The 22,320-nt window shown below is 62.5% G+C and carries 17 protein-coding genes; 8 read left to right on the top strand and 9 right to left on the bottom strand.

Annotation, left to right across the window (positions count from 1 at the left end; translation table 11 throughout):
• Window positions 1–189 precede the first annotated feature (189 nt).
• Window positions 190–1,656, top strand: a complete 1,467-nt coding sequence (locus ACS3WA_RS05820; RefSeq protein ID WP_438277601.1) for a DEAD/DEAH box helicase — start codon at window positions 190–192, stop codon at window positions 1,654–1,656.
• Window positions 1,657–2,026: 370 nt separating this feature from the next.
• Entirely contained in the window at window positions 2,027–3,097 is a 1,071-nt protein-coding gene (locus ACS3WA_RS05815) for a GGDEF domain-containing protein (protein WP_438277600.1), read from the top strand.
• 163 nt (window positions 3,098–3,260) lie between these two features.
• On the opposite strand, the gene ACS3WA_RS05810 is transcribed toward ACS3WA_RS05815, so the two are convergent.
• From ACS3WA_RS05810 to ACS3WA_RS05780, 7 genes are all read right to left on the bottom strand, one after another.
• The gene (locus ACS3WA_RS05810) at window positions 3,261–3,665 is read right to left on the bottom strand and encodes a HesB/IscA family protein (protein ID WP_438277599.1); all 405 of its coding nucleotides are present in this window, start codon (window positions 3,663–3,665) and stop codon (window positions 3,261–3,263) included.
• 58 nt (window positions 3,666–3,723) lie between these two features.
• On the bottom strand, window positions 3,724–4,104 hold the full coding sequence (locus ACS3WA_RS05805; RefSeq protein ID WP_438277598.1) for an SUF system Fe-S cluster assembly protein: 381 nt from the start codon (window positions 4,102–4,104) through the stop codon (window positions 3,724–3,726).
• A complete protein-coding gene (locus tag ACS3WA_RS05800) occupies window positions 4,101–5,345 on the bottom strand; it encodes a cysteine desulfurase (RefSeq protein ID WP_438277597.1) in 1,245 nt (414 codons plus the stop codon). Before ACS3WA_RS05800 ends, ACS3WA_RS05805 begins: the two co-directional genes overlap by 4 nt.
• 223 nt (window positions 5,346–5,568) lie before the next feature.
• Window positions 5,569–6,894, bottom strand: coding sequence for a Fe-S cluster assembly protein SufD (sufD, locus tag ACS3WA_RS05795; protein WP_438277596.1), 1,326 nt, complete (start codon window positions 6,892–6,894; stop codon window positions 5,569–5,571).
• 8 nt (window positions 6,895–6,902) lie between these two features.
• Window positions 6,903–7,658 (bottom strand): Fe-S cluster assembly ATPase SufC, encoded by a 756-nt coding sequence (gene sufC, locus ACS3WA_RS05790; RefSeq protein WP_438277595.1) that lies wholly within the window; start codon window positions 7,656–7,658, stop codon window positions 6,903–6,905.
• Between the two features lie 102 nt (window positions 7,659–7,760).
• A complete protein-coding gene (sufB, locus tag ACS3WA_RS05785; RefSeq protein WP_438277594.1) occupies window positions 7,761–9,242 on the bottom strand; it encodes a Fe-S cluster assembly protein SufB in 1,482 nt (493 codons plus the stop codon).
• 75 nt (window positions 9,243–9,317) lie between these two features.
• Window positions 9,318–10,490 (bottom strand): cysteine desulfurase family protein, encoded by a 1,173-nt coding sequence (locus ACS3WA_RS05780; RefSeq protein WP_438277593.1) that lies wholly within the window; start codon window positions 10,488–10,490, stop codon window positions 9,318–9,320.
• 120 nt (window positions 10,491–10,610) lie between these two features.
• On the opposite strand from ACS3WA_RS05780, the gene ACS3WA_RS05775 reads away from it, so the two are divergent.
• A complete protein-coding gene (locus tag ACS3WA_RS05775) occupies window positions 10,611–11,258 on the top strand; it encodes an alpha/beta hydrolase (RefSeq protein ID WP_438277592.1) in 648 nt (215 codons plus the stop codon).
• Between the two features lie 23 nt (window positions 11,259–11,281).
• Here the strand turns inward: ACS3WA_RS05775 and ACS3WA_RS05770 are convergent, their stop codons facing one another.
• On the bottom strand, window positions 11,282–12,382 hold the full coding sequence (locus tag ACS3WA_RS05770; RefSeq protein ID WP_438277591.1) for an anhydro-N-acetylmuramic acid kinase: 1,101 nt from the start codon (window positions 12,380–12,382) through the stop codon (window positions 11,282–11,284).
• 158 nt (window positions 12,383–12,540) lie between these two features.
• Between ACS3WA_RS05770 and tyrS the strand changes: the two genes are divergently transcribed.
• Window positions 12,541–13,794 carry a tyrosine--tRNA ligase gene (gene tyrS / locus ACS3WA_RS05765; RefSeq protein ID WP_438277590.1) on the top strand — a complete coding sequence of 418 codons (1,254 nt, stop codon included), beginning with the start codon at window positions 12,541–12,543 and terminating at the stop codon, window positions 13,792–13,794.
• A 148-nt stretch (window positions 13,795–13,942) separates the two neighbouring features.
• Here tyrS and ACS3WA_RS05760 read toward each other — a convergent pair whose 3' ends face one another.
• Window positions 13,943–17,698 carry a hypothetical protein gene (locus ACS3WA_RS05760; RefSeq protein WP_438277589.1) on the bottom strand — a complete coding sequence of 1,252 codons (3,756 nt, stop codon included), beginning with the start codon at window positions 17,696–17,698 and terminating at the stop codon, window positions 13,943–13,945.
• Between the two features lie 186 nt (window positions 17,699–17,884).
• On the opposite strand from ACS3WA_RS05760, the gene ACS3WA_RS05755 reads away from it, so the two are divergent.
• The 4 genes from ACS3WA_RS05755 (at window position 17,885) to ACS3WA_RS05740 (ending at window position 22,318) form a co-directional block, all read left to right on the top strand.
• A complete protein-coding gene (locus ACS3WA_RS05755) occupies window positions 17,885–18,520 on the top strand; it encodes a peroxiredoxin (RefSeq protein WP_438277588.1) in 636 nt (211 codons plus the stop codon).
• 99 nt (window positions 18,521–18,619) lie between these two features.
• Window positions 18,620–19,948, top strand: coding sequence for a peptidoglycan DD-metalloendopeptidase family protein (locus tag ACS3WA_RS05750; RefSeq protein ID WP_438277587.1), 1,329 nt, complete (start codon window positions 18,620–18,622; stop codon window positions 19,946–19,948).
• A gap of 211 nt (window positions 19,949–20,159) precedes the next feature.
• Window positions 20,160–20,369 carry a hypothetical protein gene (locus ACS3WA_RS05745; protein ID WP_438277586.1) on the top strand — a complete coding sequence of 70 codons (210 nt, stop codon included), beginning with the start codon at window positions 20,160–20,162 and terminating at the stop codon, window positions 20,367–20,369.
• 83 nt (window positions 20,370–20,452) lie between these two features.
• Window positions 20,453–22,318, top strand: a complete 1,866-nt coding sequence (locus ACS3WA_RS05740; RefSeq protein WP_438277585.1) for an ABC-F family ATP-binding cassette domain-containing protein — start codon at window positions 20,453–20,455, stop codon at window positions 22,316–22,318.
• The last annotated feature ends 2 nt before the right edge of the window (window positions 22,319–22,320 follow it).

Genomic DNA, 22,320 nt, shown 5'->3' with positions numbered 1-22,320 from the left:
AATTGACTTTACGCATTTCCCCCCTATGTTTCGCGGTAACGCGGCCCGGGATCGAAACACGATTCCATGGTGAGCCGCCCGTCAGCGCAAGCCAGAGCCCCCTTCGCTTCTTAAAAGCACGCCGTTAAGGGGTTGAGCGCGACAGCCTTCTACATTCGATTCCGGACGGCGGTGTCGAGCAGAGGCTCAATGTCTTTTTCACATCTTGGTTTATCCGATAAGGTCCTGGCTGCAGTCGCGGCCTCAGGTTACACTTCCCCCACCCCCATTCAGGATCAGGCCATCCCCCACGTTCTGGCGCGCCGCGACGTTCTCGGCATCGCCCAGACCGGTACCGGCAAGACCGCGGCCTTCGTCCTGCCCATGCTCACGCTGCTGGAGAAAGGCCGCGCCCGAGCGCGAATGCCCCGTACGCTGATCCTGGAGCCGACCCGCGAACTCGCGGCGCAGGTTAAGGAACAGTTCGACAAGTATGGCGCCGGCCAGAAACTCAACGTGGCGCTTCTGATCGGCGGCGTCTCGTTCGGCGACCAGGACATGAAACTGACGCGCGGCGTCGATGTGCTGATCGCAACTCCGGGCCGCCTGCTCGATCACACCGAACGCGGCGGCCTGCTGCTCACCGGCGTGGAACTTCTGGTGATCGACGAAGCCGACCGGATGCTGGATATGGGCTTCATTCCCGATATCGAACGTATCTGCAAGCTGGTGCCGTTCACGCGGCAGACCCTGTTTTTCACCGCGACGATGCCGAACGAAATCCGGCGCATCACCGACACCTTCCTGCACAACCCGGAAAAGGTCGAGGTATCGAGGCCGGCAACCACGGCGGCGACCGTCGCGCAGTCGCAGGTCAGTTGCGGACGCGAACCGCACGAGAAGCGTGAACTGCTGCGCCGCCTGCTGCGCGAGGCCCAGGATCTCAAGAACGCAATCATCTTCTGCAACCGCAAGCGCGACGTCGCCATCGTCTGCAAGTCGCTCCAGAAACACGGTTTCAGCGTCGGCGCCCTGCACGGCGACATGGACCAGTCGGCGCGAACCGCTTCGCTGGATCAATTCCGCAAGGGCGAGTTGCCGCTGCTGGTCGCCTCCGACGTGGCCGCGCGCGGCCTCGACATTCCCGAGGTCAGCCACGTTCTCAACTTCGACGTGCCGTACCACCCCGACGACTACGTGCATCGTATCGGCCGCACCGGCCGCGCCGGCCGTACCGGCACCGCGATCACGATCGTTTGTCCGGCCGATTTCAAATCGCTCGCGGCGATCGAAAAACTGACCGGTCAGTCCATTCCCAAGGCAGATATCAAGGCCGACCTTCCCGGTCATGACTCCGGCGCAAGCGAAGCCGATGCCGAACCCGGCGCCGAGACGGCGTCGACGGGCCGCCGTCCTTCCCGATCCCGTCAAGCCCGCGACAAGAGCGGCGAGGCCTTTGCCCGCGGCGGCAAGCGCGAGGGCCGCAAACCGCGGCGCTCCAGCGGCGATCACCAGAGACACGAGGTCCCCGCCGCACCGGCCGGTGCAGCTATGGCCGCGCCGCAGCCGCCATCGATCGGTCGCGCGCCCGCGCCGCGCCGCGAGGCTATCTCCGAAACCGGAGATCACTCTCACCTGCCGGCGTTCCTGCTTCGCCCGATCCGCGCCCGGGGCTGAGCGTTTAGAGCGTGATTCCGAAAAGCCTGCCCCGGACTTGATCCGGGGTGGAAACGCTTTTCGAAAAAAGATCATGCTCAATCAAAAAGATAAGCGACGAGTCTGATTCAACGCAGTTGAACCGGACTCTAGAACCTTTCACCGTTTCATGGAAACAGTGAGAGGCTCTAGCTTCTTGATTTGACGCGTTTTCTTCACGCGAACCGGATTCCACTTCGCTCGAAAACGCTCCAGCCGCGCGGCCTCCTCGCCCGGCGGAACACCATTTACCGCACGTAAACTCTCTACCGGTAGTTTCTCAGCATTACTCTACGTTGATACTTTGTCGTTTAGGGCGACGATCGGTCGAATCGTCGGCGGAGCCGCAGCAGTGGTCGGGCTGGACGAACATGAGCGCACATTGGCGTTCGCGGAGGTGGCGCTCGGCCAGATCCGATCGCTGCGACAGACTGCGATCCCGCGCAACTACGAAATCTGGTACGTCTACGCTACCGGATACAATTCCGCGTTCAACAAGGTCATCAACGAGACCCTCGCGCGCAACGGCAAGCTGACCGAATCCGATCTCGAGCAGATCTACGACAACTATCTCTCCCCGATCAGAACGACCGAGCGCATCGACAAGCTCGGCGGGCGCGTCATCACCGAGATCGATGACGTGATGAGGCTCATCACCGACGCGCTCGGCATAACGGCCGGTTTCGGCGACAGCCTGAAGGGAGCAGCCGAAAGGCTCGGCGTCGCCCAAAGCCGCGAGCAGGTCAAAGCGGTCATCACGGCGTTGATAAAATCAACCAGCGAGATCCAGGAAGCCAACAAGGCGCTGGAAAACCGGCTGGAGCTCTCGAAGGTCGAGATCAACAATCTTCAGCATAGCCTTGAAGCGATCAGGACCGAGAGCATGACCGATCCGCTCACCGGTCTCGGCAACCGCAAATATTTCGACCGCGCCGTCGCGGACGCAGTGACGCTGGCGCTCAACGAAGGCGGGCCGCTGTCGCTGCTGATGTTCGACATCGATCACTTCAAATCGTTCAACGACAACTACGGCCACCTGACCGGCGATCAGGTGCTGCGGCTGGTTGCGATGTCGCTGAAGCAGACCATCAAGGGCCAGGACATCACCGCGCGCTACGGCGGCGAGGAATTCGCGGTCGTGCTGCCCAATACCAAGATACATCAGGCGGTAATCGTCGCCGATCATATCCGCCGCGCCGTGATGGCCAAGGAGTTGAAGAAAAAATCGACCGGCGAAATCCTCGGCCGGGTCACGATCTCGGTCGGCGTCTCGATGCTTCGCTGCGGAGATACCACGGACTCGCTGATCGAACGCGCCGACACCTGCCTGTACGCCGCCAAGCGCAATGGCCGCAATCGCGTCGTTTGCGAAGGCGACTCGGAATGTTCATTTTGCGCCGACATCCACGTGCAGGTGGCCTGACGCCCGCTCGATGTTCCCTTAAAGGGGCTTCGCCGAATTTGCGTTCCTAAAGCCTTTCCGCTTCTGATGGAATCAGAAGCGGGGCTCTATGATTTTGATTTGAGGCGTTACGCGAACCGGCCGCCCCTTCGCTTGAAAACGCTCCAGGGACAGCCAGGAAACCTCAGCCGTCGATCTTGGCGGGCGTGAGCTGCACGGATTCGCCGCATCCGCAGGCCGAGACCTGGTTCGGGTTGTTGAAAATGAACTGCGCCTGCATTTTTTCGGACTTGTAATCCATCTCGGTGCCGAGCAGGTACAGCACCGCCTTGGGGTCGACCAGAATCTTGACGCCCTTGTCCTCGACCACTTCGTCGGTGGGTCTGACGTCGTGGGCATATTCCACCGTGTAGGACTGGCCGGCGCATCCGCCATTCTTGATGCCGACGCGCAGGCCGACGATCTCCGAATCCGCGCGTGCCGCGAGTTCCTTGACCCGTGCCGCCGCGGCGTCGGTCAGCCGCATGACCTGCGGGCGCGGTCTCGGTTTCGGCTTGGCGGCTGGTGTGCTCGGCGTCATCTCTGTCATCTGGTCAATCCTGAAAGTAAATCAACCCTGATCATAGCACAGGCAGAAGGTAAAATCGTCACCACATATTGAGGACGAGGCGGGCCTCGTCGGTCATCCGCTCGGGCATCCACGGCGGTTCCCAGACGATGTTGACGTTCACAACGCCGACGCCGGGAACGCTCGCTACCGCATTCTCAACCATGGTCGGGAGTTCCGCAGCGGACGGACAGTTCGGCGTCGTCAGCGTCATTTCGACATCGACGGCGCGGTCGTCCTTGATGTCCACCTTGTAGATCAGTCCGAGTTCATAGATGTCCGCGGGAATCTCCGGGTCGAACACGGTTTTCAGCGCGGCTACGATTCCCGTGCCCATGCGTTCGGTTTCCTCCGGCGCAAGCGCCGAACTGGTCTGCATGTGACAGGTATGGTTTTTTACGATTTCAGCGGTTTCGCTCATGAGAACAAATCCCGTGCCTTGATCAACGCCTGCGCCAGATGATCGACTTCCTCGCGCGTATTATACATGCCGAACGAGGCCCTGCAGGTCGCTGAAACGTTGAACCGCTCTAAAAGCGGCATCACGCAATGGGTGCCGGCGCGAACGGCGATGCCGGCGCGGTCGATCACGGTCGCGACATCGTGGGGGTGCGCGCCTTTCATCTCGAACGAGATCACCGGTCCCTTGTCGCGCGCGGTGCCGATGATGCGCAGCGAGTTGATCTCGCGCAGCCGCTCCTGCGCGTAGACCAGAAGATCGTGCTCGTGCGCCGCGATGCGCGCCTTGCCGATCGAGTTCACATAATCGATCGCGGCGCCGAGCCCGATCGCCTCGACGATCGCCGGCGTGCCGGCCTCGAACTTGTGCGGCGGATCGCCATAGGTGACCCAGTCCTGCGCGACCTCGCGGATCATCTCGCCGCCGCCGTTATACGGCCGCATGGCGACAAGATGCTCGTACTTCGCATACAGCACGCCGATGCCGGTCGGTCCGTAGAGTTTGTGACCCGTGAAAATGTAGAAGTCGCAATCGATGTCCTGCACGTCGGCGGCAAGATGCACCGCCGCCTGGCTGCCGTCGACGAGCACCGGAATGCCGCGCGCATGCGCGAGTTTCACCACCTCCTTGACCGGAACAATGGTGCCGAGCGCGTTCGACATCTGCGTGATGGCGACGAGCTTGGTCTTCGGCGTCAGCAGCTTCTCGAATTCGTCGATCAGAAAATTGCCGTCGTCATCGACAGGCGCCCACTTGATGACCGCCCCGTGCCGCTCGCGCAGGAAATGCCAAGGCACGATGTTGGAGTGATGCTCCATGATCGAAAGCACGATCTCGTCGCCGGCCTTGATGTTCGGCTCGCCCCAGGACGACGCCACCAGGTTGATCGCTTCGGTGGCGTTGCGGGTGAAGATGATCTCCTCGGTCCGCTTCGCGTTGAGGAATTCCGCGACCCTGGTGCGGCCGCCTTCATAGGCTTCGGTCGCGGCATTGGCGAGATAGTGCAGTCCGCGATGAACGTTGGCGTATTCGGTCTTGTAGGCCTGCGTCATGCGGTCGAGCACCGCGTCCGGTTTCTGCGCCGAGGCTGCGTTGTCGAGATAGATGAGCGGCTTGCCGTAGATTTTCATCGCCAGCGCCGGGAAATCCTGACGCACGCGCATCACATCATAAGAACCGTTGGCGACCGCCGGATGGGTCATGTCACTACTTCCATATCCATCGTCAGGACCTTGGACCTCTCCCCTGTGAAGGGAGCGCCCGTCATTGCGAGGCCGGAGCAAGACCGGCAACGCCGGTCTCGTTCTTGGCGAAGCGGCGAAGCAATCCGGCTCTCCCGAGACCTTTGGGCTGCTTCGCGGAGCCTGTTATCGGACGGTCGCTTCGCGACGACCCGTCAGCTCGCAATGACTCTCCGACAATCTCTTACCCGCGCGCCGCGAGCCACCGCTCGCCGGCTCCGATGACGATCTCGCGCACGCCGTCGTCGGCGATGGATTCGATCGCCTCGCCGATGAACGCCTGAATCAGCAGCGCCTGCGCTTCCTTTTCCGAAAGACCGCGCGCGCGCAGATAGAACAGCAGGCTCTCGTCGAGCGCGCCGACCGTTGCACCGTGACCGCAAGTGACGTCATCGGCGAAAATCTCAAGCTCGGGCTTGTTATCGGCTTCCGCTCCATCGGACAGCAGCAACGCCCGCGTCATCATCTTGCCGTCGGTCTTCTGCGCGTCGGGCTGAACGATGATCTTGCCCTGGAACACCGAGTGCGCGCGATCGTCCACCACCGCGCGGAAGATCTCGCGGCTCTGGCAATGCGGCACCGCATGATCGACCACCAGCGTGGCGTCGCCGTGCTGCTGATCCTTCAGCAGGTTGACGCCGTTGATCGACGCATTCGCTCCCTCGCCGCCGAAGCGGACGAACGCCTGATAGCGGCTAAGCACCGAACCGGTCGTCAGGCTGAATGTATTGTACTGCGTCCTGCCGTTGAGGGTCACGATTGCGGTCGAGATGTTGCTGGCGTCGCGCGCGTCTTCGACGAGACGGACGTGCTGGACAACGGCGCCCTCGCCCGCCCACAACACCACGGCATCGTTCACCTGATAGCCCTGCGCGCCGTTCGCTGCGACAAAGCTTTCCACCAGCGTGACCCGCGCGCCCTTTGCCACTTGCAGCAGCGAACGCGTGAACGAGGACGCGGACGACTGCGTCGCGACATGAACGATGTGCAGCGGCTTCGTCAGCACGACGCCATCCGCAACGCCGACGACGACGCCGTCGGTCGCCATCGCGGCATTGAGCGACACCATCACGTCCGTGGTGGCATTGGTGCGCAACAGATCCGCGCGCGTCGCGTTGTCGGCGCTCTCCAGCATGTCGTGAAGCGTGCGGACATCGACGCCCTTTTTCAGCGCGCCGAGATCGGAGAGTTCCGGCGCGAACGCGCCATCGACCAGCACGAGCCTGCAGCCGCCCTTCACCTCGATCTGAGCGAGCGCCTCGGACGCGCGCTTCAGCGCATCGGCATCGGGGCGCGCGGCAAGCGGCACGACTTCGCGCAGCAGCACCCGCAGGTCGGTGTATTTCCATTCCTCGATCCGACGATGCGGAAGCCCGCGCTGCGCGAACTCCGCAAAGGCAGCCTCGCGCACCTCGGCAACGGGACCCTTGCCCGGAAGACGGCCCCGCGCAGCCGCGAAAACATCGCTGGCGGCGTGGTCGATCGTGGGCTTGACCAATGCAACGTTCATGATGGCGCTCAGGCTGCTTTTTCTTCGAACTGGGCGTAGCCGGATGCTTCGAGCTCCAGCGCCAGTTCCTTGCCGCCGCTCTTCACGACGCGGCCACTCGACATGACGTGAACGAAGTCCGGGACGATGTAGTTGAGCAGCCGCTGGTAGTGCGTGATGACAACCATTGCGCGCTCGCTGTTGCGCAGTGCGTTGACGCCGTCCGCCGCAATGCGTAGCGCGTCGATGTCGAGGCCGGAATCCATTTCGTCGAGAATGCAAAGGCTCGGCTCGAACAGCGCCATCTGCAACACTTCGTTGCGCTTCTTCTCGCCGCCGGAAAAGCCGACATTGATGCCACGGCGCAGCATGTCCTGCGGAATATTCAGCGAGGCCGCGACCTCACGCACCTTCTTCAGGAAATTCGGCGTCGAATATTCGCTCTCGCCGCGCGCCTTGCGCTGCGCGTTGAGCGCGGTGCGCAGGAACGTCATGGTGGCAACGCCGGGAATTTCCACCGGATACTGGAACGCCAGGAACACGCCCTTCGCGGCGCGCTCGTCGGGCGCCATTTCCAGAAGGTCCTCGCCCTTGAACAGGATTTCGCCGCCGGTCACCTCATAACCGGGCTTGCCGGCGATGACGTGGGAGAGCGTCGATTTTCCGGAGCCGTTCGGCCCCATGATGGCGTGAACCTCCCCCTGATTCACCGTGAGATCGAGGCCATGAAGGATCTCGCGGTCCTCGACGCGAACGTGCAAATTCCGGACTTCGAGCAATGCCATTTTCGTTTCCGCTTTTTGATCGTCGTACCGCTGTGCGCCAGCGCATCGGCAAAGGACGGTTTCAATGTCAGTCGCTCGGGGAGCCAGGCCCCGAACGCAACGTTATCCGACGCTGCCTTCCAGCGAGATCGAGATCAGCTTCTGGGCCTCGACCGCGAATTCCATCGGCAACTGCTGCAGCACGTCGCGCACGAAGCCGTTGACGACGAGGCCGACGGCCTCCTCCTGCGACAGTCCGCGCTGCACGCAATAGAACAGCACGTCTTCGGAAATCTTCGACGTGGTCGCCTCATGCTCGAACAGCGCCGAGGTGTTCTTGGCTTCGATATATGGCACGGTGTGCGCGCCACACTTGTCGCCGATCAGCAGCGAGTCACATGCGGTGAAGTTGCGCGCGTTGCTGGCCTTGCGGTGCGCGGTGACGAGTCCGCGATAGGTGTTCTGCGACTTGCCCGCCGCGATGCCCTTGGAGATGATCCGGCTCGTGGTGTTCTTGCCGAGGTGCAGCATCTTGGTGCCGCTGTCGACCTGCTGGTAGCCGTTCGAGATCGCGATCGAGTAGAACTCGCCGCGCGAATTGTCGCCGCGCAGGATGCAGCTCGGATACTTCCAGGTGATGGCGGAGCCGGTCTCGACCTGGGTCCACGAGATCTTCGAATTGGCGCCGCGGCAGTCGCCGCGCTTGGTGACGAAGTTGTAGATGCCGCCCTTGCCCTCGGAGTTGCCGGGGTACCAGTTCTGCACCGTCGAATACTTGATCTCGGCGTCGTCAAGCGTGACCAGTTCGACGACCGCGGCGTGCAACTGGTTCTCGTCGCGCTGCGGAGCGGTGCAGCCCTCGAGATAACTGACATACGCACCCTTGTCGGCGATGATGAGCGTGCGCTCGAACTGGCCGGTGTTGCGCTCGTTGATGCGGAAGTAGGTCGACAATTCCATCGGGCATCGCACGCCCGGCGGGATGTAGACGAACGAGCCGTCGGAAAACACCGCCGAGTTCAGCGTCGCGAAGAAATTGTCTGAGGTCGGCACGACGCTGCCGAGATATTTCTTCACCAGTTCCGGATGCTGCTGGATGGCGTGCGAGATCGGCATGAAGATCACGCCGGCCTTCTTCAGCTCTTCCTGGAACGTGGTCGCCACCGACACCGAGTCGAACACGGCATCGACCGCGACTTTCCGCTCGCCCTCGGGACGAACGACGCCTTCCAGCGCCTCGACCTCGCGCAAGGGAATGCCGAGCTTCTCGTAGGTCTTCAGGATTTCCGGATCGATCTCGTCAAGCGAGGCGATCTCTTTCTTCGGCTTCGGCGCGGAATAATAATAAAGATCCTGATAGTCGATCTTCGGATAGTTCACGCGCGCCCAGTTCGGCTCCTGCATGGTCAGCCAGCGGCGATAGGCTTCAAGCCGCCACTCCAGCATCCAGGCCGGTTCGTTTTTCTTCGCTGAAATAAACCGGATGGTGTCTTCGGAAAGTCCCTTGGGAGCCTTCTCGGACTCGATGATGGTCTCGAATCCATACCGGTATTGATCGACGTCGATCTGGCGAACCCGATCGACCGTCTCTTGTACGGCTGCCATTACTACCTCCGCTCGCGGTTTCAAGGACCACGGTGGATTTGAAGTCTCAGCGCCTGCTGTTCCCGAGAAATTGTCTTAGAACCGTTCAAGCACTGTTTCGTCTTTCCTTAGTAGTGCACCTGAGAGCTTTCGCCAAGCCTTAATAGCCCGATCGATATCTGCGTCCGTGGTCTCCCAGCCCAGCGAAAATCGTATCCCGCTTTTGACCAGTTCCGGAACGTAGCCCATCGCCTGCAGTACATGCGAGGGTTGCACCTTCCCCGAGGAACACGCAGAACCTGAAGACACGGCAATCCCCTCTAGATCGAATCTGACCACGGCAGTCTCCGCTTTCAACCCCGGAACGCCGAAAAGTGTCGTATTCGGCAGACGCGCGACATCATGCGAAAAAATCACGCCGACCTGGGATCCGCCTTGAGTTTGCCTCAAGCCTTGTTCGAGCCGGTTGCGGAGGCTTTCGATCCGGGGCATGTCGCTCGCCCGCGCGGCGACCGCCGCCTTCACCGCGGCTCCAAAGCCGGCAATGGCCGCCACGTTTTCCGTGCCGGCGCGGCGGCCCCGCTCCTGACCCCCGCCCCGTATCAACGCGTGAGGACCGATCACGTTCTCCGCGAGGACCAACGCCCCGGTCCCCTTCGGACCGCCGATCTTGTGCGCGGAAAGGGATAGAAGATCGATATTCAAATCTTTGATATTGAAGTTTATTTTCCCTAACGCCTGAACCGCGTCAACATGCAGCAGGCCACCCGCCTCGTGGACCAGACGGGCCACCTCGGCGACCGGCTGAATGGCTCCGGTTTCATTGTTGGCGAGCATGACCGACACCAAAGCCGGCGGTCCTGCGAGCATTGGTCGCAAGGCGTCGAGGTCAAGCACTCCCGAGCGCTGCACCGGCAGGCGGGCGATCCGGTCAGGCGCGAACTGGCCGCCGGATTGTACCGAGGGATGTTCTATGGCAGAAACGATAAGCCTATCAATAATTTGCTTGTTGCTTTGAAGACCATTACTTAAAGCCAGCGCGTTGGCTTCGGTCCCGCCGGAGGTGAAGATCACGTTACGGGGTTCGGCGCCGACGGCGGCAGCCAGCGTGGCTCGCGCATTTTCCATGAGCCCGCGCGCGCGCCTGCCTTCTGCATGAATGGACGAGGGGTTACCGACAACATCCCATGCCGCGGCCATCGCCTCGCGCGCCTCCCGGCGCAGTGGCGTGGTCGCATTCCAGTCGAGATAAGTCCGCTCCGGCATCATCTTGTAACTCTACGATATTTTTGGCGGGCGCGGACATTGCCGTGCAAGACGCTTGCTTTTCGCCCCTCGCTCTATGTTAGAACGCGGCAGCATTCGCGGACGATTTGCCAAGGATTCTTAATGCCTGAAGTCATTTTTACTGGTCCCGCCGGCCGTCTCGAAGGCCGCTATCATCCGGCGAAGCAGAAAAATGCGCCGATCGCGATGGTCCTGCATCCGCATCCGCAATTTCGCGGCAGCATGAACCACCCGATCGTCTATCAGGTCTACTACGCTTTTGTGGCGCGCGGCTTTTCCGTGCTGCGTTTCAATTTTCGCGGGGTCGGCCGCAGCCAGGGGTCGTTCGACCACGGCACCGGCGAGTTGTCGGATGCGGCGGCCGCGCTGGACTGGGCGCAGACCATCAATCCGGAAGCGCGTGCCTGCTGGGTGGCAGGATTTTCCTTCGGCGCATGGATCGGCATGCAACTGCTGATGCGTCGGCCCGAGGTCGAAGGCTTCATTTCGATCGCACCGGAGCCCAACCGCTATGATTTCTCCTTTCTCGCACCATGCCCGTCGTCGGGTCTCATCGTTCATGGCGAGAAGGATATCGTTGCGCCCGCCAAGGATGTCACGACGCTGGTGGAAAAGTTGAAGACCCAGAAGGGCATCGTGATAGATCAGCACACCATTCCGGGCGCCAACCATTTCTTCGAGGACAAGATGGAGCCCTTGATGGAAACGGTGACCGGCTATCTCGATATGAGGCTCGCCAACATCCGCTGACCGTTCGCAGCCGAAGAAGCGGCTTAAGGCTTGGCGATCACTCCGCCGGTCATCGGAACGGGCACGCCGGTGGTCGAGGGATAGCTCAGCGGCAAGCCTTGCAGGCCGCGCGCCGCGAGATACCCGAAAGCCTGCGCCTCGATGGCATCGGCCGACCAGCCCAGCACCTCGGCCGACTCCACAGATGCCGGCGCAACCCTCTCCCTCAACATCCCGAGCATGGTTAGATTGCGGGCTCCCCCGCCGGCCACGATCCAGTTTGCCGGCTGCTTCGGCAGCAGCGGAACGATCCGCGCGATCGCCGCCGCGGTAAAGGCCGTCAGCGTTGCCGCGCCGTCGGCGGCCGCCATGTCGGGCAGCGGCAACGACGCGAAATCGTTGCGGTCGAGAGACTTCGGCGGCGGCAGCGCAAAGAACGGACGCTGCAGCGCGCGCGCGATCCAGTCCTCGTCGGGACGACCTTGTGCCGCCAGCCGACCTTCGCCATCGAAGGGCTGGCCCGTCACGCGCAGCATGAAATCATCGAGCAGCGCATTGCCGGGGCCGGTATCGCAGGCAATCAGCGTATCGGCACCGTCGATATAGGTGACGTTGGACACACCTCCGATATTGACTACGCAAATCGGTCCTTCGCGGTCCTGCGATTGCACCAGCGCGCGATGATAGACCGGGACAAACGGCGCGCCCTGCCCGCCAGCGGCCACATCGGCCGCGCGAAAATCATGCATCACCGGAACGCGGATCGCTTTCGCCAACGCCTCGGCATCGCCGATCTGCACGGTCAGGCGCTCCGCCGGCCGATGCAGGATTGTCTGGCCATGAAAGCCGACGATCTCGATGTCTTCGCGCGCGATATGATTTCGCGCGAGGAACGCAGCAACGGCTTCGGCGTGCGCCATGGTCACGGCGCGCTCAGCCTCGCCGATCACGCCCGGCCGCGCGTCGCGCTGCTTCAGATTGACCGCCTGCGCCAGCGCCTCTCGCAACAGGCCGCGTTCGTGGTCCGTGTAAGGACGGTAGCCGGTCGGCCCGAACGCCGCCACTCGCTCGCCATCGGTTTCGATCAAGGCGATATCGACACCGTCCAGCGAGGTACCGCTCATCAGACCGATCGCCGTCATCATCGTGCGGACCCCCGCTGGCTGCCATGCGGCGTCCGGCTTGTGCCGAACGCGCGCTTCTTATAATGGCACACAGCGGAGCCCGGCGGCAGTGTCCGGCCATGATGCGCCGGAATCGAATTGCGACAGAGCCGAACAAGAACGATCAGGGTCCCATAGCCATGGCCGCCTTCAAATCCGATTTCCTCAACACTCTTCAGGAACGGGGCTTCATCCATCAGTGCTCCGATATCGAGGGTCTCGACGCGCTCGCCGCGAAGGGCCAGGCGACGGCTTATGTCGGCTACGACTGCACCGCGCCGTCGCTGCACATCGGCAACTACCTGACCATGATGATGCTCCACTGGCTCCAGCAGAGCGGCAACAAGCCGATCACGCTGATGGGCGGTGGCACGACCATGGTCGGCGACCCATCGGGCAAGGATGAATCGCGCGCGATCCGCAGCGTCGCGGAAATCGAGGCCAACAAGGCCAGCATTCGCGGCGTGTTCGCCAAGGTGCTGCGTTACGGTTCCGGCGCGACCGATGCGGTGATGCTGGACAACGCCGAATGGCTGACCAGGCTCAACTGGATCGAAATGCTGCGCGACATCGGCCGGCACTTCTCGGTCAACCGGATGCTGACGATGGACTCGGTTCGTCTCCGTCTCGAGCGGGAACAGGAGATGAGTTTCATCGAGTTCAACTACATGATCTGCCAGGCCTATGATTTCGTCGAACTGTCGCGGCGTGTCGATTGCCGCCTGCAGATGGGCGGTTCGGATCAGTGGGGCAACATCGTCAACGGCGTCGATCTCGGCCGCCGCATGGGAACGCCTCAACTGTTCGCCCTGACGACGCCGTTGCTGACGACGGCATCGGGCGCGAAGATGGGCAAGACCGCGCAAGGCGCGGTCTGGCTCAACGCCGACGCCTTCAGCCCCTACGACTTCTGGCAGTACTGGCGCAATGTCGAGGACGCCGACGTCGTCAAATTCCTGAAACTGTTCACGACCCTGCCGATGGGCGAGATCGCGAAACTGGCCGCCTTGCAGGGCGCGGAGATCAACGAGGCCAAGAAGATGCTGGCGACGGAAGCGACCGCGCTTCTGCATGGCCGGGATGAAGCCGAGAAAGCCGCCGACACCGCGCGCACCACATTCGAGCAAGGCGCCATCGCCGAGAGCCTTCCCACGCTGGACATCTCGCAAAGCGAGCTTGCAAGCGGAGCCGGCGTGCTCGCGCTGTTCGTGAAAGCGGGTCTCGTCGCCTCGAACGGCGAGGCGCGCCGTCAGATCAAGGGCGGTGGCCTTCGCGTCAACGATGTCGCCGTCACCGACGAAAAGATGATGCTGACACCGGACCATCTCACGCCCGAGGGCGTGATCAAGCTGTCGATGGGCAGAAAGCGCCACGTATTGCTAAGGCCGGCATAGCGCATTTTCGAGCGAAGTGGATACCGGTTCGCGTGAAGAAACGCATCAAATCAAAACATAGAGCTCCGCTTCTGATTCCATCAGAAGCGGAAAGGCTCTGGCAGCATCCGCGGGCGGCATTGACGAGACGGCGCGTGCAAGCAGACGATCAGTTGCCGCCCTGCGACGGATACTCGATCTGATTGGCTGGATTGCCGGTCTGGAATTCGAAGATCTTGCGCAGCACGCCGGGCGCCATGGCCGAAATCGGATTGACCCGCAATTGCGGCTGGCCCGGCGTTCCCACCACCTCGTAGGTCACGCCGATCAGTCCCTCGTCGCTGCCGCCAAGGAACAGCCCCACGATCGGAAGTTGTCCGAAGATGTTGTTGAGCCCGTACATCGGCACGAACGTGCCTCTCATGCGAACCTGATTGCCGGGAAAATCGATGCTGCCTTCGATGGTCCCGCCGATGATCGGACCCTTGACGACGCCATCGCGCACGGAAAGCAACCCGTTCTGACGGGTGAACTCCGCGCGCAGCCGTGAAAACGAGATGCCGTTCCGTGCGGTCTGCGGACCGCTGGCGGCCGCGCGATCCAGAGCCGTCTCGCCCTTGACGGTGAAATCGCGAACGTTGATCAGACCCTGCTTGGCGCGCGGCTCGGCGGTCGGCGGATCCATGGCGAGCGAAAGCTGGCCGCCGAACATCTTTCCGTATGTATCGGTGAAGCGGAAGAACGAGCCCGCGTCGTCGGTCTCGATCAGAATGACGTCCTGCCCCTGCGGACGTCCGCGCAGTTCTCCGGTCAGCGAGGTATCGCGCCCGATCTTGCCGCTCATGTTCAAGCTGCGGATCGACCCGTTGCGCCGGGCCATCTTCACATCCGCGCTGCGCACGGCTTCGCCGTAAAATCCGGCGACGGCTCCGATCTTCAAGTCGATGTCGAGGTCGAGGCTCTTGGCCTTGCCCTTGGCGTCGGTCTGCTTGCCCGACATCGCCGATTTGATGAAGCCGCGGCCATCGAACACGTCGCCGCGCATGACGACCTTCAACACGCCATCGGCGTTGCGCTCGGCTTTCAGGGAAGCCTTGTCGCCTTCTGACGGTGCGTAAACCGGGAAATTCGCGTTCAAGAGATCGCCGTTCTGATCGATCTCCAGCGAACCCTTGATCGTGACGCCGCCGCCGTCGATAACGATGTCCTCCAGGCGCGTCGACTGCGGTTTCTGCACCATATTGAACGTCGCATGGCCTGATTTTCCCGGCAGCTTGACCCAACCCGGCAGAAGGTTGTCGAGTTTCAAGGACGTCAGATCGGCATCGATGCCGATCTTGCTGTCCTTGTCCGTGCCGATTTTCCCGACCAGCTTGACGGGAATAGAACCCGTCGCCCCGGCACCGAGGTCGATCCCGAGTTTTGCGCGGCTCGCGTCATCGAGGGTGGCCTGCAACCTGATGTCGGCGTCGCCTTCCGCCGGCTTGCGATAATCCAGCGAAGCTGGCTGCCCGTTGATCTTGACGTCGCCCTTGACCTGATAACCCTGGTTGTTGGCGACCACCTTCAGCGCGTTCGCTTCGAGCTTCTGATTCATGACCAGCCGGTCGGCGGCAAATCCTGCGAGATCGGCGGTGATGGAATAGGTCGTATCTTCCTTGGTGATCTGACGCTTGATCGGCAGTCCGAGCGCGATCTGCGCAGCGACCGTTCCCTTGCTGGAATTCGGATCGATCAGATTGCCGGTGAATTCGCTGAGGCGATCCGAGGCGAGAATTTCGGCGACGGCCGGTACCGGAGCGTCGACCCTGAATTTCACCCTGGCGGGTGCGGGTTTGGGCGCCATGTCCGGCACCTCGAAAACGACGTCGGAAATATTGAGCTTGCGACCGGTCGGGGTGTCGGCGGCGGCCTGCCCGATCGTCACCGTCGCGGTTCTGCCGGTCACTCGCGCCTTCAGATCGGCGTCGCGGATCGAAGGCATTTCATCGACGGGATGCAGCGTCACATTGCTGGCGGCGATATCGACAGAAAGGCCATCGTCCGGAATGGGCGGTCCGCGCCGCGACAGATTGCGCAGCGGTGAATTGACGCCGATTTCGATGCGTTGGAGAGAGCCTTGTCCAATTCGCTCGATGACCCATTCGCGCACCTCCGGCACGATCAGAACCGGCCACATGCTCTTCAGCGCAGCCACGGACATCGGCGTCCCGGCAAAGCCCAGTTTCAGGCGTGGTTCTTCCGAATAGTCGATGCTCCCGGTGCCGGCGACGCCGACCTCACCGTTGCTGATATCGGCCTGAGTGAGCCTCACCTGCTTGTGTTCGGTATCGAACCGCATTCCGACCGCAATGCGGTTGAAGATCAGCGGCTTGTCGCCATCGGAGTCGGCGAGGACGATGGTACCGCCGCTCAAACCCATCCGCCAGTCCGGAATGCTGCCATTCGGCGGCTCGAGACGGGCGAGCAGCGTGATCCGGTTCTGGCCGGACACGATTTTGAACGGCGCAACCAGGACACGCCGTCCTGAATCCCACTCCATGTTCATTTCGATCTGATCGATCGCCATGGGATAGTCCGGCGTGTCGGTGTCGATGAGCGTGCCCTTGCCTGCGAGGAGGCTGCCGCGAAGATAGGTCGGCAGGCCGTCGCGGCCGATCTCACCCTTCAGTTCGCCGCTAAGCGGCATGTCGGCGCTGTAGGTGAGATCCTTGATGCGGAGCGCCAGCAGAATGTTTTTCGCCGGAACCGCGGTGGCGCGGAGATCAACGGGGCGCACGCCATCGGCTGGCGGCCCGACAACGACCTGAAGCGACCACGGTTCGCCGCCTCCTTCGCCGACACTGAACGCGACGCCGCCTGCGCGGGGCCGGCGAAGGCTCAGGCTGATATTGCTCAAGCTCCAACGATTGCCTCGCTGCTGGTCATCGACCACCAGCCTGCCGTTTTTCAGACCGATCTCATTGAGATTCTGCCCGTCGAGCCCCCGCAGGCTGAGGCTGTCGAGCCAGTTCAATCCCGCCAAAAGCGCGCCAGGGTTATTGCGTCCCTCGGGTATCACCGGCGCGGCGGCGGTCTGGGATTCGCCCGATTGAGACATCGGCTGTGATGGGGCAATGCCGGACGGCAGCGGCGGGGTGGATGGCCGCGCTGACGCGACACCCGTGGCAAGCGGCTTGGCGTTGTCGCCCGCCGAAACGGTAACCTGACCGTCCGGTGTAATCCGGACCGCGAGTTCGGCATCGACCAGATTGAGGCTTTCGGCTCGCAATTGCCCGGTCAGCAGCGCCATGCCGGACAGCCTCACCTCGGCTTTCGGCGCGCTGGCGACGATCACATGATCGCTGTCGCGGACGACGACGTCACGAACGCGAACCGCGATACGAATTCTGCCGGCGCGCTCGATCTGCGTGCCGCCGATTTCCACGGTGTTGCCGTGACCAATATTTTCCTCGATCGCCGCGACAAGCCACGGCGTCATCATGTCGAGATTGACGGGGCCGGCGCCGAGGCGCCACCAGAGCGCGCCAAAGCCGCCCGCGAATACGACCGCCAGCACGCAGAAAGTGATTGCGAGCCGTCTCACCCAGCGTTCGCCCGCAAGCCAATTCTTGAACCGCCCGAGACGATCGCCCAGCCTGTGGATTCCGGAATCCGAACGCGACAGCAGCCGACGCACGCGGCGGCTTTGGACCTCGTCGTGATCCTCATTCCACTCGGTATCTTCTCCTTGCGAGGCGTGTCCTTGCGAGGCTTGTCCCCGCGAGACCTGGTCGCCGCCGCGTGTCGGCATTGGGATCGGCGTCTTCCTTGTCATAGCCTCTTCGTGCCGGCCAGGACCGGAGCGGTGGCCGTCATCGGTCAGTGCGTCGCTCCCGGACGAACGCTCCCGTGACGGCACTTCTGCCAATCCGCGATGTAACATGTTACGCGTATCCGGCCCTTGGTGCTTGCCGAGCAGGACGCGGGACGGAAGGTTCGTCGAATCCCTTGTCAAACATACCCCGCGATCGACGGAAATGCACAGCGACCGCGACATACCCGAGTCGCTTTCGCATCTTCCGGAAGTCGACCGGATACTGAGCGCCGGAAAGCGACGAAAGGAAGGCGTATGTCCAAGAAGATACGTAAGAAATCCTCTAAGACCGCTACCCCCAAGCCTGCCCGCCCGACAACGGCCGGTCGCGCGAAACCGGCCCGAAAGGCCGCTCCGGCGTCCAAGCCGGCGGCGCGCGAGCAGCCCAAAACACGGCCGGCGGCGTCACCGCCCGGACCCCATGCCTCAGAACTTGCGGAGGGCTCACGGGCGCCGTCATTCACCCTTCCCCGGGATGGCGGCGCTCGCGTTTCCCTCGCAGACTTCCTCGGACGGAAGCTGGTGATCTTTTTCTATCCACGCGCCAATACGCCGGGCTGCACCCGGGAGGCGATGGATTTCAGCCGACTGGCGAACGAGTTCGCAGTCTGCGGAACGACGGTGCTGGGCGTATCGGCCGATCCGGTGAAGACGCAGGAATCGTTCCGCGCCAAGCACAAGCTGACCGTTCCTCTCATCTCGGACGAGAAGCACGAGATGCTGGAAGCTTACGGCGCGTGGGGCGAGAAATCCATGTATGGCAAGGTTTTCCTCGGTATTCTTCGCACGACCGTTCTGGTGGCCTCGGACGGCCGGATCGCCCGCATCTGGCGCAGGGTCAGGGTCGACGGGCACGCCGAAGAGGTCCTTGCGGCGGCGCGCGACCTGTAACGACGCACCGCCATTTCCCGAAAATTAACCATGAACGGTTCAAATCAGCACCGAAGTTGAGCCGACTGGAACTCATTTCAGGCCGGCGCGGGAGTGCCGATGTCGTACCGTTCCAGTCAGTATGTCGAGTCTTCGCAGCATCGCGCGCACGATCACAATCGACATCCCTCCCGCCACGCAGCGTCCGTCGCCTCGCTGCCGCGGAAAATCGAAACCCAGCGCGGTTACACCCTCGCCCATGCCGGCAGGCAGGTTCGATTCGGCCCAGTAGTGTTCTGGATCGTCGTGGGAACCGTCACGCTGCTCGGCATCTGGTCCGCGGCGACCGCGACCTACTTTGCATTCCGCGACGATGTGCTGACGCGGCTTATCGCGCGCCAGGCCGACATGCAGTACGCTTATGAAGACCGCATCGCGGAATTGCGCGCGCGTGTCGATCGCACCACCAGCCGTCAATTGCTCGATCAGGAACAGTTCGACAGAAAGCTCGAAGACATCGCGCGCCGTCAGGCGGTGCTTGAATCCCGCGCAGCCGCCCTGAGCGCATTGCCGGATGTTTCAACAACAGGCTCGATCAAGGGGACGTCACGAAAGACGGAAAAGGATGCCGATGCAGGCTCGTCAGGGTCCGCAAAACCCACCCCGATCAACGATACCGCTACCGTCGACACGCCGTCCGAGTTCCGTAAGCCGGTCAGGTTCGAGAAAGCCACAGGTCAGGTCAACAAGCTGATGCGGCTTGAATCGTCGCTCGATCGGGTCGAGAACCGCCAGGTCGCCGAACTGAACGCGGTTGAAAACCGCATGGAGACGCGGGTGCGCCGGTTGCGCGGCGTGTTCTCCGATCTCGGACTCAGCATGGCGAAGATGGAATCCGCAGCGCCGCGTTCCGGCACCGGGGGTCCTTATGTTCCCGTCAGGCTGCGGCCCGGCGCAGATCCGTTCGAGCGCCAGCTCACCCGTGTCAATCTCACCCGGGCGCAGATCGACCGGCTTAACGGCGCCCTTGCCCTCGTCCCCTATCGCAAACCGGTGGTCGGCGAGATCGAATTCACCTCGGGCTTCGGCGTGCGCGTCGATCCGTTCGTCGGACGCCCGGCGATGCACACCGGTCTCGATTTTCGCGCGGCGATGGGAGATCCCGTGCGCGCGACGGCGAACGGAAAGGTCGTCTCCGCAGGCTGGAGTGGCGGCTATGGGCGGATGGTCGAGATCGATCACGGCAACGGCCTGTCGACCCGTTACGGTCATCTCTCCGCGATCAACGTCAGCGTCGGCCAATCCATCAAGATCGGACAGGTCGTCGGGGAAGTCGGATCGACGGGCCGCTCGACCGGCCCTCACCTGCACTATGAAACGAGGATCGACGGAGAAGCCGTGGATCCCCAGAAATTTCTCCGTGCCGGTCTGCGCCTGAACGAGGGTTAGCGGGAAGCGGCTGACTCCGCCTCGCCTGAAAGCCTCCGGGCAATCTCTCGCCGGACTTTCGCGATTTCCCGCAGGTCCGCCAACCTATGCATTCCCGCGTTTATGCTTGCAGATTCCACCCGAGGTAGGCATACCGCGGAAACAATTTGCTGGTCCGTGACTTAACATGTGGTCCTCTGTGATACGGAAGCGATACGGAAGCGGAACGTAAATGACCGACCGCCCCGCCCAAGACCCCGACGGGATCGATGCGAAAACCGGCAAGGCGGTTGCCGAAGCGATCGGCGAGCGGCTGCGAGCCGATGCCCGGCGGGAGGAGCCGGAACTTCCGGGTCGGCTTCGGGTCCTGCTGGAGCAACTGCGTGCACAAGAGGACGCCGTCGAGGACACGTCACCCGCAACGCGTCCATTTCCCGCATAACTGCTCGCAAGTTCGATCAGCCTTCTCGTTGTTACAGACCACAAACAGGTTGCGTTTGGCTGGCATAGCGGTGAAAAGCCAGCATGCTTTCCCTCACCGATATCTCGATCCGCATCGCCGGACGGCTTCTGATCGACCATAGCTCCGTACAGATCGTGCCCGGCGCCCGCGTCGGCTTTGTCGGACGCAACGGCGTCGGCAAGTCCACCCTGTTCCACGCGATCCGCGGCGAACTCCCGACGGAAACCGGCACCATCGCCATTCCGCCGCGCTGGCGCATCGGCAGCCTCGCGCAAGAAGCGCCCGACGGCCCCGAAAGCCTGATCGAGGTGGTGCTCAAGGCCGACGTCGAGCGTCACGCGCTGCTGCACGAAGCGGAAACCGCGCGCGACCCGGGCCGGATCGCGGACATCCAGACGCGTCTCGTCGACATCGACGCACATTCCGCCCCGGCGCGCGCGGCGTCGATCCTGAGTGGTCTCGGATTTTCGACAGCGGATCAGGCCCGGCCTTGCGCAGAGTTCTCAGGCGGTTGGCGCATGCGTGTTGCGCTCGCCGCAACTCTCTTTGCCGCGCCCGACCTGCTGTTGCTGGACGAGCCGACCAACTACCTCGACCTCGAAGGGACGCTCTGGCTGGAAGATCATCTTGCGCATTACCCGCGCACGGTCATCATCATCAGTCATGACCGCGACCTGCTCGACACCTCCGTCGATCAGATCCTGCACCTCGATCGCGGCAAGCTCACGCTCTATAAGGGCACCTATTCCTCTTTCGAGGATCAGCGCGCCACCCGCGAGATGCTCGACGCCAAGCACGCCAGGCGGCAGGCCGACGAACGCAAGCGGTTGCAGGCCTTCGTCGATCGCTTCAAAGCCAAGGCCTCGAAGGCGCGGCAGGCGCAATCGCGCGTGAAAATGCTCGAACGCATGAAGCCGGTGACCGCGCTGATCACGCAGGACGTGCGCGAGATCTCGTTTCCCGTACCCGACAAGCTGCTGTCGCCCCCGATCATCGCCGTCGACGATGCCGTTGTCGGCTACGACGCGGAAGCGCCGGTGCTTAAACGTGTGACCTTGCGGATCGACGAAGACGATCGCATCGCCCTGCTCGGCGCCAACGGCAATGGCAAATCCACCCTCGTCAAACTGCTCGCGGGAAAGCTGCAGCCGTTTGCCGGCAAGGTGGTGCGCGCCGACAAGCTGTCGATCGGCTACTTCGCCCAGCATCAGACCGACGAACTGGACCTCGACGGCTCGCCCTACGATCACGTGCGGCGGCTGATGCAGGGTGCGCCGGAAACGAAAATTCGCGCTCGCGTCGGCGCCATCGGCTTTTCCGGCAAGGCAGGCGACACCCTTGTGAGAAGCCTGTCGGGCGGCGAAAAAGCGCGCCTGCTGCTCGGACTTGCGACATTCTTCGCGCCGAACATGATCATTCTCGACGAGCCGACCAACCATCTCGACATCGACAGCCGCGCCGCACTCGCCGAAGCCATCAACGAATTTCCGGGCGCTGTCATCATGGTCTCGCACGATCGCTACCTGATCGAAGCCTGCGCCGACCGGCTGTGGGTGGTCGCCGACCAGACCGTCACCCCTTACGACGGCGACCTCGACGATTACCGCCGCGCGGTTCTGTCGGCGCGAGGTCTGCGCATCAGCGGCCGCGACCGCGCATCATCGGCCGAGCGTGACAAGCCTCCACGCAGGACTGAAAAGCGGACGCCGCTCAAGCAGAAGATCGCGGACGCCGAGGCCGAGATCGAGCGGATCACCGGCATCATCGCCAAAATCGATGTCGCCCTGGCTTTGCCGGATCTGTTCAAGCGCGATCCCAAACAGGCTGCCCAACTGAGCAAGGCACGCGCCAGCGCAGCCAGCGCGTTGCAGCGCGCCGAAGAGGAATGGCTGGAGGCCAGCGCATCACAGGAAGAAACGGCGGGTTAGTG

The sequence above is a fragment of the Nitrobacter sp. genome, from assembly GCF_051535235.1.
Classification (GTDB): domain Bacteria; phylum Pseudomonadota; class Alphaproteobacteria; order Rhizobiales; family Xanthobacteraceae; genus Nitrobacter.
Note: the sequence above shows the minus strand (reverse complement) of the source record. Positions and strands in the feature narration are given on the sequence as shown.